At 54.5% G+C, this 15169-nt stretch carries 11 protein-coding genes; 6 read left to right on the top strand and 5 right to left on the bottom strand.

Annotated elements, in window-relative coordinates:
• Positions 1-114: 114 nt before the first annotated feature.
• Positions 115-432: a quaternary ammonium compound efflux SMR transporter SugE gene (sugE, locus tag AC6T8Q_RS11060; RefSeq protein ID WP_500679132.1), complete on the top strand. Its 318-nt coding sequence runs from the start codon at positions 115-117 to the stop codon at positions 430-432.
• A 794-nt stretch (positions 433-1226) separates the two neighbouring features.
• A complete protein-coding gene (locus AC6T8Q_RS11065) occupies positions 1227-3155 on the top strand; it encodes a hypothetical protein (protein ID WP_500679133.1) in 1929 nt (642 codons plus the stop codon).
• A gap of 335 nt (positions 3156-3490) precedes the next feature.
• Here AC6T8Q_RS11065 and AC6T8Q_RS11070 read toward each other — a convergent pair whose 3' ends face one another.
• Positions 3491-4846 carry an aspartate aminotransferase family protein gene (locus AC6T8Q_RS11070; RefSeq protein WP_500679134.1) on the bottom strand — a complete coding sequence of 452 codons (1356 nt, stop codon included), beginning with the start codon at positions 4844-4846 and terminating at the stop codon, positions 3491-3493.
• Positions 4847-5056: 210 nt separating this feature from the next.
• On the opposite strand from AC6T8Q_RS11070, the gene AC6T8Q_RS11075 reads away from it, so the two are divergent.
• Entirely contained in the window at positions 5057-6580 is a 1524-nt protein-coding gene (locus tag AC6T8Q_RS11075) for an NCS1 family nucleobase:cation symporter-1 (RefSeq protein WP_500679135.1), read from the top strand.
• Positions 6567-7238 carry a phosphatase PAP2 family protein gene (locus AC6T8Q_RS11080; protein WP_500679136.1) on the top strand — a complete coding sequence of 224 codons (672 nt, stop codon included), beginning with the start codon at positions 6567-6569 and terminating at the stop codon, positions 7236-7238. Before AC6T8Q_RS11075 ends, AC6T8Q_RS11080 begins: the two co-directional genes overlap by 14 nt.
• On the opposite strand, the gene AC6T8Q_RS11085 is transcribed toward AC6T8Q_RS11080, so the two are convergent.
• A complete protein-coding gene (locus AC6T8Q_RS11085) occupies positions 7214-8083 on the bottom strand; it encodes a nitrilase-related carbon-nitrogen hydrolase (RefSeq protein WP_496919196.1) in 870 nt (289 codons plus the stop codon). The genes AC6T8Q_RS11080 and AC6T8Q_RS11085 overlap by 25 nt on opposite strands.
• 244 nt (positions 8084-8327) lie before the next feature.
• Between AC6T8Q_RS11085 and AC6T8Q_RS11090 the strand changes: the two genes are divergently transcribed.
• Positions 8328-9842 carry a CoA-acylating methylmalonate-semialdehyde dehydrogenase gene (locus tag AC6T8Q_RS11090; protein WP_500679137.1) on the top strand — a complete coding sequence of 505 codons (1515 nt, stop codon included), beginning with the start codon at positions 8328-8330 and terminating at the stop codon, positions 9840-9842.
• A gap of 402 nt (positions 9843-10244) precedes the next feature.
• Here AC6T8Q_RS11090 and AC6T8Q_RS11095 read toward each other — a convergent pair whose 3' ends face one another.
• From AC6T8Q_RS11095 to ispD, 3 genes are all read right to left on the bottom strand, one after another.
• The gene (locus AC6T8Q_RS11095) at positions 10245-10823 is read right to left on the bottom strand and encodes a hypothetical protein (RefSeq protein ID WP_500679138.1); all 579 of its coding nucleotides are present in this window, start codon (positions 10821-10823) and stop codon (positions 10245-10247) included.
• Positions 10824-10839: 16 nt separating this feature from the next.
• Entirely contained in the window at positions 10840-12132 is a 1293-nt protein-coding gene (gene tyrS, locus AC6T8Q_RS11100) for a tyrosine--tRNA ligase (protein ID WP_500679139.1), read from the bottom strand.
• A gap of 199 nt (positions 12133-12331) precedes the next feature.
• Positions 12332-13069 carry a 2-C-methyl-D-erythritol 4-phosphate cytidylyltransferase gene (gene ispD, locus AC6T8Q_RS11105; RefSeq protein ID WP_500679140.1) on the bottom strand — a complete coding sequence of 246 codons (738 nt, stop codon included), beginning with the start codon at positions 13067-13069 and terminating at the stop codon, positions 12332-12334.
• A 426-nt stretch (positions 13070-13495) separates the two neighbouring features.
• Here ispD and AC6T8Q_RS11110 point away from each other — a divergent pair, with 426 nt between their 5' ends.
• Positions 13496-15142, top strand: coding sequence for a sigma-70 family RNA polymerase sigma factor (locus tag AC6T8Q_RS11110; RefSeq protein WP_500679141.1), 1647 nt, complete (start codon positions 13496-13498; stop codon positions 15140-15142).
• The last annotated feature ends 27 nt before the right edge of the window (positions 15143-15169 follow it).

A 15169-nucleotide genomic window follows, 5' to 3' on the forward strand; every position in this document is an offset into this window, starting at 1 on the left:
CACCCGTCCAGTGTGTCTTATCAACACCGCAGAGTCAATTAGTGATTACCTCGCCTCGCAGAGTTGATAAAGTATTTGCTTGCCCACACTTCTTAATACTTGAGGCCGTTCCCCATGATTGCTTGGCTTTACCTCCTGATCGCTGGTGTCCTGGAAGTCGCTTGGGCCGTCGGGTTGAAGTATTCGGAAGGGTTCACAAAGCTGGTGCCATCGGTACTGACGCTCGTGGGGATGGCGGCAAGCGGAGTGTTTCTCGCTCTCGCTGTGCAGAAGCTTCCTTTGGGGACGGCCTACGCCATTTGGACCGGCATCGGTGCGGTAGGAACAGTGCTCCTCGGGATGGCGCTCTTCGGCGAACCAGCGGCCCCCGCGCGACTCTTCTTTATCGCGCTGATCGTAGCGGGCATCGTTGGTTTGAAAGTGGTAAGGTGATAGAACCACTCCCGGCCAGTTCAATATCTGCTTTGCTAGGTTTGCGTGGTTTGCGGCCTCTTAAATGTTGCCAAGCAGCGGAAAGTGTCTGTGGACTATGGGCAGTAGACTGTAACAATTCTCCTTACAGTCCACAGTCCTACCGACTACGGTCTTCGTTCTTTGTCAACTTGTCCAACTTGGTCAACTTTTCAGAGTCATTTTCAAATTCAGAATTGGAAAATTGCATTGCAACGTAGCTTGAAACCGCTGCATGCGCGCATTTCTAGCCCAGTTGGAGTTGTGCGCGAATAGCGCAGCGTCATTCCTGGTCGCTCCGGGCGCTGACGCTGACGGCTCGCCGTTGTGGATTATCAAATTATCAAAGAACACGGCATCGATGTGCGGTCTCTATTATCGCGATTTAAGAAACGCGTGCCACAACAATTATTGGCCGGGGTGTAATGACTGTCGTGTCGACGAGAACCTGCTGATAGACGCCAATATAGAAATCAAGAATCGCTACCAACCAGTGCTATTTTCATCACGCCCTCGAATGCTAACGCTACACATTTCCGCAAGCTGATGTAAACGCGTCAGGATCCCGTAAAACGAACAGATCCTTCTCACGCATAAATCGTCATTGCTTGTTATGCGACCAGTGGGGCACCACCAGTACACCCACTTGAAATCCCAAATAATGTGAAGTTTCTAGATTTTTGTGGACTTCTCAAACGAAGTTAATTAGATTATCGGGTGATTTATCGCTATTCGTCCACGGACTTATTTACTGTCATTCTTCGGAGGTGGCGCTCATGAACCGACACTTTTCTCAGGCAATTTTTCTTCTCGCGTTGCCCTGCCTTCAGCAAGCTGCACTCGCTTTTACGACGGTTTACAATGTTCCGCCGGATATTGCGCCTACTGTCATCGGCTCGAATACGCAACTGAATCTTTTTGACGGTGGCGTGATCGGCCCTTCCTTTGATGCTGGTACTCCCGTTGGGCCGAACACAAATATTGAAGTCAATATCAGCGGCGGGTCTACTGGCTTTGGTTTGGATGTGTTTTCAGGAGCCACCCTAAATATTAGTGGTGGCACTGTTGGCGATTCTTTGGAAGTTTTTTCTGGGGGGGTCGTTCATTACACGGGCGGCACCGTAGGCCAAAATTTTACATCGGCGAGTGGCGGTTCTGTGGCCATTATTGGTGGAGAATTTGTTCGGAATGGGGTCCCCATTAGTGGTTCCACAACGGTTTCCAGCGGAACGATTCTCACGGGCACTCTGGCGGATGGCACAGTTATCGTGCTTGTTCGAGACACTGCTGCGAGCGAGACCCGGGATACATTTCCATCGGGAACATTAACGCTTGCAACAACTTCGTTACCTGCTGCTCCAAGCATTGTTAACTCGCCCGTCGATTCGGTCCCCAGGGGCCTTCGTGCGGGTCAGACTCTCACCTTGGGGGCAGGCGCAAACACAATTGAAAATTTTGCCGGAGTTGATGCGACTCTGAATCTCGCTGGCGGATCAATTGCTAGGGGATTAGAACTCGTGGGTACTGATTTGAATCTCACTCAAGGCAGTATCGGCGACCGTTTCCATATGTTCGCCGGAAGTACACTCAACATGAGTGGAGGAACAATAGGAAACGATTTCAGGAGTCTTGCTGGCACCCAAATCAATCTCTCGGGTGGGACCGTTGGACAACAATTTCGCGTGTATGCAGGGAGTACGATTGATATCACTGGCGGAGAGTTTGAACTCGACGGAGTTCCCGTCACAGGTACAACGAACTTTCCTTCCGGTTCCAAACTCTTGACAGGTACACTGGCGGACGGGTCGGTCTTCATTTTCGATCGCAGCTTTGCATCAGTCAATCTCAATACTGTTTCGCTTCCCTCTGCTCCTAGTGTGATCAATTCACCTACGGACCCAGCACCGAAAGGACTGCGTGCCGGACAGACACTCAATCTCGGCACCGGCGCCTCTGTAGGTGATAACTTCGCGACCGTCGACGCCACCGTAAATATGACGGGGGGAACAATAGGTAACGGCCTGGAAGTGCTGCGTACCAACGTGACGATCGATGGCGGCATAGTGGGTCAAAATGTGCTACTCCACGCCGGTTCTCACCTTGGCATCAATGACGGGCAAGTGGGTTCAATTCAACTGAGCGATGCGATATTGGATATCACGGGAGGCATTGCCGGCTATTTCAGAGCGGAGAGCAATTCAGTGGTCAATATTAGAGGTGGGGACGTAGCAGGTGGCGTCCTAAGTGGCGCAAACAACTCGATTGTTACGATTTCTGGCGGAAACATCTCCGCTGAACTTTCCGTATTCGCGGAGAACACTCTGAACATAGCCGGTGGCTCAATTAACGGAGGAGTTACCGTCTACAGTGACTCTGTGGTGAATATTAGTGGGGGAGATCTGAACAGTAACTTTAGGGCGTTGAGCGGACAGGTTAATATCCTTGGACGTTCATTTTTCATCGACGGCGTTGAAATCACGGATGACGTTCTGGTTAACGGTTCCCTACCAATCACAGAGCGCAACGTCACCCTATCTGGATTGTACAGAGATGGAACTCCATTCAGCTATTTCCTCAATTCGAGCCCGTCGCTTGGAGGCTTTTACGCCGAAACTTTGGTGGTAGCGATTCCTGAACCTAGTACATTGCTCTTATGCCTTGCGGCTTCGATGTGTGCTTATTCGCGACGACGATTGCAAAGCTAGCTTAAACAAGGTGCGTATTAACTTGTGACGGCCTTCATACACGCTCTACTGACGCGCATGATGGCTTATACGACTCGCGCAATCTTCCACATTTCACTGCGCGCTGACGGTTCGCCTTGCCGGAAAAGGGCATTACTCGGTTCGGACTACGTCAAAGTTTCAAAGAAAAACGCATCAATGTGCGGCCCCTATTATCGCGATTTGGAAGCTGCGTGCCACAACAATTATTGGCCGGGGTGAAGTGGCTATCAAGAGAATCGACGAACAACGTTAGCCGGCATCGTCCCGATGCCGTTCCCGGATTTCGCTCGGCAGTGGGACACTGCCGGCTAACCCTACTTCTTCCCACCCACCACCGTCAGCACTTCATCCAAGCATTCGATCATGAAGTTGGCGTCGTCCTTGGTGATGCACATCGGGGGCTTGATGCGCAAAGTGTTGCCGAAGAGGCCGCCCTTGCCGATGATCAGGCCACGGTGTTTGCATTCTTCCATCACGGCGGCGGCTTCGGCCTTGGCGGGTTCTTTCGTCTTTCGATCGGTCACCAGTTCGATGCCCAGCATGAGGCCCATGCCGCGGACTTCGCCGATCAGCGGCTGCTTCTCTTGAAGTTCGAGTAATCGTTCTTTGAGGTATCCGCCAACTTCCAAAGCATTCTGCTGGATGTTCTCTTCGTCGATCACTTCGAGCGTGGCTAGGCCCTGCGTCATGCTGATCGGGTTACCACCGAAGGTGTTGAAGTGAATGCGGTTCTTCATCACTTCGGAAATTTTTTCCGTCGTAGTGAACGCCCCCAGCGGGATACCGTTGCCAATGCCCTTGGCCATGGAGATGCCGTCGGGCACGACGTCGTAATTCTGATGCGACCAATAGTGATGCCCGGTGCGGCCAAAGCCCCCCTGCACTTCATCGGCAATGCACAGCCCACCATGTTGGCGGACGATGTCGTAAACGATTTTGAAAAATTCCTGGGGAGGCGTGACCGTGCCACCGACCCCTTGAATCGGCTCGCCGATGAAGCAGGCGATCTCGCCCGAGGATTGATACTGGATGACGTTCTTCACATCGTAGGCACACTTGAGTCCGCACGACGGATATTCCAAATCGTAGGGGCAGCGATAGCAGTAGCCCGCATTGGAGTGCAGGATGTTGAGCTGGGGATTGGATTTGAATTTCCATGTGCCGTGGGCCGTGAGTCCCATGGGAACGGACGTGCCACCATGATAGCCGTTGCGCAGAGCAACCACGGCGTCGTTCCCCGTGTATTCGCGGGCTGACAGGATGGCGACTTCGTTGGCTTCGCTGCCACTGTTGGTGAAGTAGCTGCGCGTGAGGCCCTCGGGCATCTTGCTGGCCAGCTTCTCAGCGAACTGCCCGATCGACGGGTGCAAATAAATCGTGGTCGTGTGCTGGAGCTTGCCAGTTTGTTCGCGGACCTTGTCGATCACTTTGGGATGACAATGGCCCACGCTCACGGTGACGATCCCCGCGAAGGCATCGAGATAGCGCTTGCCCGTTTCATCCCACAGGTACTGCATCTTCCCCTCGACGATCATCAGAGGGTCTTTGTAGTACGTGATCACGCCGGGTGAGACATATTGATGCCGCAAGGCGATGACTTGTTCGCGCGTGGGGCCATCGTAGGGCGTGGGGGTGAGGTTGGTGGGGGGAAGTTTTGCTGATGTCGACATCGTGATACTCCGCGCAGTGGCGAATGAACTTGTATGGTGTTTTCGATTCTAACCGGTGACATTGGCCTTGCCCAGAACAATCGCTTTACGACAAATTAGGGCTACAACATACTGCGGCCAACCGTGATGTACATGGGATTTGGCCCCGTGCATACTCACGCTTGGCGGCACATACCTTGAGCATCACTATCATCACGACAGGATCATGCGATGGCTGATTCTTCCGCCCGATCTTTTCCCGCCGATGGCATCGTCGAACTGACGACCGACGTCTCAAGTTCTCCCTACTTCAGTCACGACATGGCTCCTGTGCCGCGCAGCGAGCGGCGTTGGTCGATGCGCGACATGGCGGTGCTGTGGATTTCGATGTCGGCGTGCGTGCCGACGTACATGCTCGCCTCGGGCATGATCGAAGAAGGCATGAATTGGTGGCAGGCGATCGCGACGATCTTTCTCGGCAACGTGATCGTGTTAGTGCCGATGGTGCTCAATGCCCACGCAGGCACGAAGTATGGCATCCCCTTCCCCGTTTATTGTCGACCGTCGTTTGGGATTTTAGGAGCGAATGTACCAGCGCTATTACGTGCGCTCGTGGCCTGCGGCTGGTTTGGGATTCAATCGTGGATTGGCGGGGCGGCGATCTATCAAATCCTTGTGGTCTTTGTGCCCGCTTGGGGGAAACTCGAAAAACTGCCGGTGCTGGAAATCAATGCCGCGCAGGCGATGTGTTTCTTGCTGTTCTGGGCGATCAACATGTGGGTTATCTATAAAGGCGTGGAATCGATCCGCATCTTGCTCAACATCAAAGCCCCGCTGCTGATTGGCTTGGGATTCGTACTCCTTGGCTGGGCATATTACGCGGCGGATGGTTTTGGCACGATGCTCAATAAGCCTTCTGCATTTGAAGTGGGTGGACCGAAAGCGGGGCTGTTTTGGCCTTTCTTTTTTGCTTCGCTCACCGCCAACGTCGGTTTCTGGGCCACGCTGTCGCTTAACATTCCCGACTTCAGCCGCTATGCCTACTCGCAGCGGGACCAAGCCTTGGGACAAGCGCTGGGCCTACCCACCACGATGGCGCTATTTTCGTTCATCGGTATCGCGGTCACGAGTGCCACGGCGGTGATCTATGGTGAAACGATTTGGGACCCCGTGATCGTGTTGAGCAAGTTCACGAACCCAATTGTGTTGGTCGTGGCGATGGTGTCGCTTTGCATCGCGACACTCGCCACGAACATTGCCGCCAACGTGGTGAGTCCCGCCAATGATTTTGCACACTTAGCGCCTAAGTGGATTTCATTCCGCACGGGAGGATTCATCACGGGTATCATCGGCATTTTGATTCGGCCTTGGAAACTGGTTGAAGACCCCACCGGCTACATCTTTCGCTGGTTGGTGGCTTATTCCGCACTGTTAGGGGCCGTGGGAGGCGTGTTGCTGGCCGATTATCTGGTGTGGCGAAAAACACAGCTCGATCTCGCTGGGCTTTATCGCCGCGAAGGACCATATTGGTACAACGGCGGGTTCAACCCTTGGGCGATCATTGCCATGGTGCTTGGTATCTTGCCTTGCATCCCCGGCTTTTTGATGCAAGTGTCGAATCGTTTTTCTGAGTTGCCCAAAATTTGGGGCGATCTTTATCACTACGCGTGGTTCATCAGCTTTGGTGTGTCGTTTGTCACCTATCTCGTGCTGATGAATCTGTTTGCTCGTAAACCTGAGAATGCCAACAACTGACCAAGACTTCCGTGGGCTCGGTAAGCACACCCTCGCGGCACTGATCGTGGGCGTCGTTCTGGTTGTGATTTGCTATTTTTTCGTTGATCGGCAAGTGGCCTTCTTCGTTTACAATCGCGGCATCAACAAGATCACGATCTTCAAATGGCTGACCTACCCGCCACCGATCGTGCAAACGTGGTCGCCGGTTGTTCTAGCACTGCTCGCGTTTAAGCGATTCGTGGGTCCTTGGAAGAACTGGCAACATGTTTTATTTGTTGCCTGTGTGAGTCTGATTGTCGCTGATCAGTTTCGTTATTCAATCGGTGACGCAGCCGGTCGATATTGGCCGGAAACTTGGCACGATGACAATCCGTCGCTAATCGGCAACGGCACATACGGATTCCATCCGTTTCATGCCGACGACGACGAAGGAAGTTTTCCCTCGGGCCACGCCGCGCGGATTGCTGGCTTCCTGGGCGTATTCTGGCTCACTTTGCCGCGGTGGCGATGGCTGTATGGGTTTATCGCAGTGCCGATGCTTATCGCTCTCGTGGCGATGAATTACCACTTTGTCGGCGACGTAGTTGCCGGATGCATCGTGGGCGGGATAGTCGCGTCGTGGTCGGTTCAACTGAGCCAACTGCGAACTTCTCAATCCGCCACAATCGCGTCGTAGCTATCTGGCCGGCGATCGCGGAAGAACTGCCACACGTTGCGCACTTCGCGGATCGAGTCCAGATCCATGTCAGCCACGACGATGGCATCGCCCGAGCGGTCGGCTTGAGCAATAAATTGTCCGCGGGGATCGCAGAAGTAGCTTTGGCCATAGAATTCGCCGATGCGCCACGGCTCTTCAAACCCGGGCCGATTGATTGCTCCGACGAAGTATTGGTTCGCCACGGCATGGGCCGGTTGCTCGATCTTCCAGAGGTATTCGCTCAATCCCGCGACGGTCGCCGAGGGGTTGAACACGATCTCAGCGCCGTTGAGGCCCAGGCAGCGTGCCCCTTCGGGGAAGTGCCGATCGTAGCAAATATAGACGCCGATCTTACCTACCTTGGTGTCGAACACGGGGTAACCCATGTTGCCGGGGCGAAAATAAAACTTCTCCCAGAAGCCGGGATTGCAGTGGGGGATATGCATCTTGCGGAACTTGCCGAGATATTCGCCCGTGGAATCGATGACCGACGCCGTGTTGTAATAAACGCCGGTGAGGTCCTCCTCGTACATCGGCACGACGATGACCATCTTGTGCTTCTTGGCGAGCTCTTGCATGAGCTTCGTGGTGGGGCCGTCGGGTACACGTTCGGTCAGGTCATACCACTTGGGGTCTTGCTCGGCACAAAAATAGGGGCCGTAGAATAGCTCCTGCATGCAAACGACTTCGACTCCCTTGTCGGCGGCATCGGCCAAGAGCGCCACATGCTTGTCGATCATCGCTTGCTTGACTTTTTGAACTCCCGACGTGACCGGCTCACAAAGAGTGGCTTGAATCAACCCACCACGAACGATTCTCGGCATCGTATGCTCCTAAAAGCTAGGCCGCCAAAAAACTAAGGGGAACGCCGAAATGGCATCGGCACTATTTCAATGCGGGCCAATCACTAAGTAGTTGGCGCACTGTGGTAAACCACGACAACTTGGCTATGATAACTGGTTGGAATTGCTATGACTACTGCCAAGTTGTTTTGCGGATAATACTTTCGCAGTTCCGCGCGGAGCAAGCTCCGCTGCTAAAGTTTCAACACCATCATAAGGTTTCGCCATGGCTGCCACCGCCACTCCTGCTGTTTCGATTGTTCCGGTCCTCTCTGGCGGTCGTTGGTACAACAGTGCGTCCGCCGAAGGGGGCGATGTTTACAATCCCTCGACCGGCAAAGTGATCGCCCGCGTGCCGTTTTGCAGTGTCGACGAAACGGCCGAAGTTGTAGCAGCAGCTGCCGCGGCGCTTCCCGCGTGGAGCGAAACGCCTCCCGTGGAACGTGCCCGCATCATGTTCCGCTATCGCGATCTGGTCGCCGCGCACTTTGAAAAGTTTGCTGCCCTCGTGACGCGCGAACATGGCAAAACGCTCCCCGAAGCTCGGGCCGAAGTGCAGCGCGGCATGGAAATGATCGAATTCGCGTGCAGTGTCCCCACGATGCTGATGGGCGACACGCTCCCGAATATTGCTTCGAGCGTCGACGCCGAAACCAATCGCCATCCCGTCGGCGTGTGCGTCGGGATCACTCCGTACAACTTTCCGTTCATGGTGCCGCTGTGGATGTATCCCGTGGCCATCGCCTGTGGCAACACCTTTGTGTTGAAGCCCTCGGAAAAGGTGCCTTTGTCGTCTGTGCGTCTGGGCGAGCTGCTTGTCGAAGCGGGACTGCCCGATGGCGTGTTCAACATCGTCCACGGCAATAAGTCTTGTGTTGACGTGTTACTCACGCATCCCAAGGTGGCGGCGATTTCGTTTGTCGGTTCCACGGCCATTGCTAAATACATCTACGAAGTCGGCACAAAGAACGGCAAGCGGGTTCAAGCGGCTGGTGGTGCCAAGAATCATCTGATCATCATGCCCGATGCCGATCTCGATCAATCGGTGAAGGCCCTCTCGGCATCAGCTTTTGGCTGTGCAGGTCAACGCTGCATGGCGGGGAGCGTGGCGGTGGCCGTGGGCACGGCCGGCGATCCGCTTGTGGACGGGCTCGTTGATTACGCTGGCAAATTCCGGGTTGGCCCCACCGATGGGAATGAAAACGTCGACATGGGACCGTTGATTCGTCAGGATCATCTCAATCGCGTGGCTGGCTATTTGGAAGTCGCCGCGCAGGATGGTGCCCGAGTCGCTCTCGACGGTCGCCGCGAATTCGACAGCGCAGGTTTTCTGCTGGGTCCCAGCGTGATCGATCAAGTCGAACCTTCGATGCGCGTCGCGCAAGAAGAAATCTTTGGCCCGGTGCTCTCGGTGATTCGCGTGAACGATCTGGAAAGCGCCCTCGAAGTCGGCCGCCAATGTCCTTACGGCAACGGAGCATCGATCTTCACGTCGAGTGGCTATGCCGCGCGGGAGTTCAAGCGCCACTTCAACGCCGGCATGATCGGCATCAACGTCGGCGTGCCGGCCCCGATGGCTTGGTTCCCGTTCACGGGCTGGAATCAATCCTTCTTCGGCGACCTGCATATCCAGGGCACCGAAAGCGTGCACTTCTATACACGCCAAAAGATGACGCTCACCCGCTGGTTCGCCTCGGCGCAGGAATCACACCAAGACCCGGTGTGGAAGACGGGGCGGTAGAAAGTTAACCACTAAAGACACGAATTACACGAAATAGGAATAGCTTTCGCGTCATTCTGAGAGAGCTTCCAGCGACCGAAGAATCTTGATTGTCTCATCATAGATGCTGACAATCACCTTGATGCCACGCCCAAGGACTTTTGGCCAACGGCCTCGCTCACCGTAGCTTGGGGTATCACCCCAGGTCTGCGAGAACCATTAAAGATGTTTGGCTGAAAGCCATTTTCACCCTTATCGGCCATGTACGATGACTATGGACTTCGGCCAAACATGTTGTTGATTAACCTTATCTGGGGCGTTGCCCCAGGCTACGATGAGAATTGACTTTCAACCAGCGATCAAAACTCTCCACCGTTATGCCCATGCCTTCCGCGATCGCATCGATCGCAATACCAAAGATGTTTATTTGTGCCAAACATCGTTAACATTATCCGATTTGCCAAAAAGATCATCAACGTTTTGTTGGTTTAAAGGCATGGTTACAAGCTCGTCGTGATTTCTAAGCCCTAATCTTGGAGGGCGTTCGTCTGGTCTCAGCCCCACCGAATTCAGGTAAAGATAAAGTATGCGATTACCCTTCACAGTAAAGAAAATCCGTGTGCCAACAGTGATCGTTTTACTTCCTATTGGCCAAGTTGAATCGTAACCAAGTTTATCCAAATCGGTGACCTTGGATTTATGTTCCTCCAAATACTTAATGGTTATTTCTTTAAGTGATATCGGCTTTCCTTCTACGATTTCGATTACTACGTCTTCATACAAACCAATGTTCTTATCGAACGGTTGTTCCGGGGTTCCAATTTGCAGACTCCTGTACGTTGCAACCTGTCCACTTAAGTCAGCAGAAAGCCGAATATTCCCTTTCTCATAGTATCGAGAGTTTGGACTGCATCCGAGAATCATCACAATTAACCCCGCTGAGCAAAACATTTGCCGGGAGATTCGTTTGTGGGTCGATGAAATTGCTAGTTTTGAAGTCACGTGTTTACCTTCTTTGTCACACAAACCGCAAAAGCGCGTACTTCTTCTTCCCGCTCCGCAGCACCATCACTGTTTCGCTCGCCAGATAATCGGCCGTGAGCAGCGTGTCGATCTTTTCGATGCGGCGATTGTTGACGTAGGCGCCCCCCTGCTCGACCGCGCGGCGGGCGTCGCCTTTGCTTTTGGCGAGGCCGGCCTCGACGAGCGCGTTGACGATGTTAAGGTCGTTACCATCCAACCAGGAACGACTCAGCGTTTTGCTCGGCACGTCGGCGAAGATTTCGCCGAGCTGGTTGTCGTTCAAATCACTGATCTCGGCGCCGAAGAAAATCTCCGTGGCTTTTTGCGCTGTTTGGAGACCTTCGTCACCATGAACAAGGCGCGTGATTTCTTCGGCTAGGCGGCGTTGGCTGTCGCGTTTGTCGGGATGATTCGCGCGGGCAATGTCGAGCAGCTCGATCTCTTGATGCGAAAGCTCGGTGAGCAACCGCAAGCATTTGCCCGCGTCGGCATCGTCGACGTTAATCCAGTATTGATAGAACTGGTAGGGGCTGGTCCGATCGGGTGCCAGCCACACGGCACCACTCTCGGTTTTGCCCATCTTCGTGCCGTCAGACTTGGTCAACAGCGGCCAAGTCATCCCGTGAAGATGGACGCCGCGCATCCGGCGGGCGAGATCGATCCCGGCGGTGACGTTGCCCCATTGGTCGCTGCCACCGGCTTGGAGTTCGCAGCCATACTTGTCGCTCAGGTACACAAAGTCATAAGCCTGGAGCAGCATATAGCTGAACTCGGTGTAGCTCATGCCGCCGCTGCCGGCGTCTTCACCGCGGCCTAGGCGGCTTTTGACCGAGTCTTTGGCGAGCATCACATTCACGGGGAAGTTCTTGCCGATGTCGCGCAAGAAATCGAGGTAAGTCCAATTCCCCGTCCAGTCAAAATTGTTGACGAGCAAGGCGGATTGGCTCCCGGAATCGAAATCGAGGAAGCGCGCCATTTGCCGGCCGATGGCTTCGACGTTGGCTTGCAGGTCTTCTTTGGAAAGGAGATTACGCTCGTCGCTCTTGCCGCTGGGGTCGCCGATCATGCCGGTCGCGCCACCCACCACGGCGATGGGGCGATGCCCAGCCTGTTGGAAACGCCGCAGCATGATGAGCCCCATCATGTGCCCGACATGCAAACTGGCCGCCGTGGGATCGAACCCGGCATAAAGGGTGCGCGGCTTCTCGGCAAGCCAAGCCTCCATGCCATCATCGTTAGTGGTTTGATGAACGAGGCCACGCCATTGGAGATCGGAGAAAAAATTCATTGCGGATTGCGGAGTTGGGATTGCGGAGTGATGAATGTCATCCCGAGAGAGCCTAGGCGACCGAGGGATCTGGCATGCAGCACGAACACGCTTGGCTAAACGTGCTCAGATTGCGGCCAGATTCTTCAGTCGCCTAGGCTCCCTCAGAATGACTCAATATCTTAATTCCGAAATCCGCATTCCGAAATCCGAAATCAAACTATCTCCAGATATCGTCACCAGCAAAGGGATTCGCAAAACCGTCGAGCTTTGGCTTGGGGAGAACCTTGAGCACTTGCTCGGCCAGCTTGAGATCGTCGCGGGTCGTGATTTTAAGATTCAGCGGTGACCCCTCGACCACGGTAACCGGATGTCCCAACTGCTCGACGAGCATGGCGTCGTCGGTGACGTTCTTTCCCGCCCGGGCGGCGTAGGCCTTCAGCAATAAGTCACGGCGAAACACCTGTGGGGTTTGAGCTTGCCAGATCGCTTCCCGGCTCACAGTCTCGATGATCTTCCCTTGAGAGACCTTTTTGAGCGTTGCAGGTTCGGGGACGGCCAGAATCGCCGCACCATCTTTCTCCGCCGCGGCAAAAACTTCGTCGATCCATTTCTCAACGAGACAGGGCCGGGCGGCATCGTGAATGGCCACCAAGTCGATGTCGCTTTTCACCTTGGCCAGGGCGTTTTCCACCGAGTCAGCCCGTTCGTGTCCTCCCTTACAGACCTCGATTCCCATGATCGCGATGTTCGCGCCGAACTTGCGATTGAACTCTTCTTGGTCCTCGGGCGAGATCACCACGATCACTTGCTTCACATCGCTGCGATTGAGAAATTTCTCCGCCGAGTGGAGCCACACGGCTCGCCCTGCCAAGGGGGCGAAAGGCTTTTTGTAGTTCTGATCGCGGAACCGGCGGCTGGCCCCGGCGGCTGGCATAATGACGGCGATTTTGGGCATAGGTAGGACTGTGGACTTTGGACTGTCGTCAGTGGACTGTGGCGAATTGTTATTCCGAGGGGAGTTCTGCGACCCGAGGAATCTGGCTTCAATCGTAACACGCAATCAAGGCGTACTCAGATGGAAGCCAGATCCCTCGGTCGGCAAGCCTCCCTCGGGATGACGAGAATGCCATCCTACCAAATCCCAATTCCCTTTGCCTTAAGCCATTCCCTTGCTTGCACTTCGTGCGAATAATTCCGTTTGTGACGACCGGCTAACAATTCTTCGGCTGTTGTATCGGGGCAACGTGGGTTCGTGCCGTGGGTTGAGTTTTCTCATCACCACGGCGACGAGCAAGGACTCGTGGAACGAAGCGGCTCGCGCGCAAACTGCTATCGGGAACAGAGTTAGGCATCAACGCGGCGCATTCTCTCGGCCAGCGGCATGGGCTCTGCAATCCACGGTTCAGCACTCATCCAATCACGAGCACCCGAGGAAGCAGCCGTGGCCTACAACTCTCGTACGAATTCAGGAACTTCTCCCAAGAAACCTCTTAACGGCTCGGCCAACGGATCGGCCAAAACCAGTGGTGCTCCTCGCAAACCGGCTAACACCGACAATTTTGAAAACGAAATCGACGACGAGGCCTTCGATGATTTCGCTCCGGCCGAAGAAGTCGAAACCGATGACGAAGGTGCGATCGACGATCCCGTGCGGATGTATCTAATGCAGATGGGTGAAATTCCCATGCTGAGCCGCGAGCATGAAGTTTCTTCGGCCAAGCGGATTGAGCTGACCCGCACCCGCTTCCGCCGCGCACTGTTGTGCAACGACTTCATGCTTCACGGTGCGGCCGAGTTGCTGCAAAAAGTGTTCGAAGGCTCGCTGCGTCTGGATCGTACGATTGAAATCTCGGTGACCAACACAACCGAAAAGAAGCGAATCCTCAAGCGGATCGGACCGAATCTGGTGACGGTTCGCCACTTGCTCGCTCAAAATCAGGCGGACTACCGTCTGGCCGTCAGCCGTCGGGCGACCCGTGAAGAAAAGCGTGCCGCCTGGCGTCGGTTGATTACCCGCCGCAACAAGGCCGTCCGATTGGTCGAAGAGCTGAATATTCGTTTGCAGCGTTTGATGCCGCTCTGGGATCAGTTGAAGGAAATTAGCAAGCGGATGACCTCGATCAAGGACCAACTCAAGAAGCCGGAAGAGCTGCTCCATTCGGTTCTGCACCGCGAGTTCACCGAAGAGTTGCGTTATCTGATGCGGATTTCGTTGGAAACGCCGCAAACTTTGTCTCGTTTGGTTAAACGCACCGAAGGTCACAAGGTGCAATACGATGCCGCCAAGCGTGAGCTTTCCGCCGCCAACCTGCGGCTCGTGGTGTCGATTGCAAAGCGTTATCGCAACCGCGGCATGAGCTTTCTGGATCTCATCCAAGAAGGCAACACCGGCTTGATGCGGGCCGTTGATAAGTTTGAGCATGCCCGTGGTTACAAATTCTCGACGTATGCCACATGGTGGATTCGCCAAGCGATCACCCGTGCCATCGCCGATCAAAGCCGCACGATTCGTTTGCCGGTTCACATGATCGACACGATGAGCAAGATTCGCACGGTCACCGCAGCGTTTGTCCAAGATTTCGGCCGCGAGCCAAACCCCGAGGAAATCGCCGAACGTGCCGGTCTCTCGTTGGAAGATGCCCGCTGTGTTCACAAGATGACTCGTCATCCGCTGTCGCTCGACCAACCGGTGGGCGATCACGAAGACAACTACTTTGGCGAATTCCTCGAAGAGCAACGCGACGACGATCCGCTGTACGATTCGAACTTGGAAGCTTTGAAGCTGAAGCTCGAAGAAGTGATGACCGATCTTTCGCACCGTGAACGCGAAATCCTGCGTTTGCGTTACGGTCTGGCCGATGGCTACACCTACACGCTCGAAGAAGTCGGCAAGATTTTCTCGGTGACTCGTGAACGGGTGCGGCAGATCGAATCGAAGGCCGTTCGCAAGTTGCAATCGCCTTATCGCAGCCGATCGTTGACGGGATTTCTCGATGGCGTCGAGCCAGCTCCGGTCGAAGCCAATTAGTTCTCGCTTATCTCCTGTCGTGGGGAT

The organism is Bythopirellula sp., from assembly GCF_041737835.1.
GTDB lineage: Bacteria > Planctomycetota > Planctomycetia > Pirellulales > Lacipirellulaceae > Bythopirellula.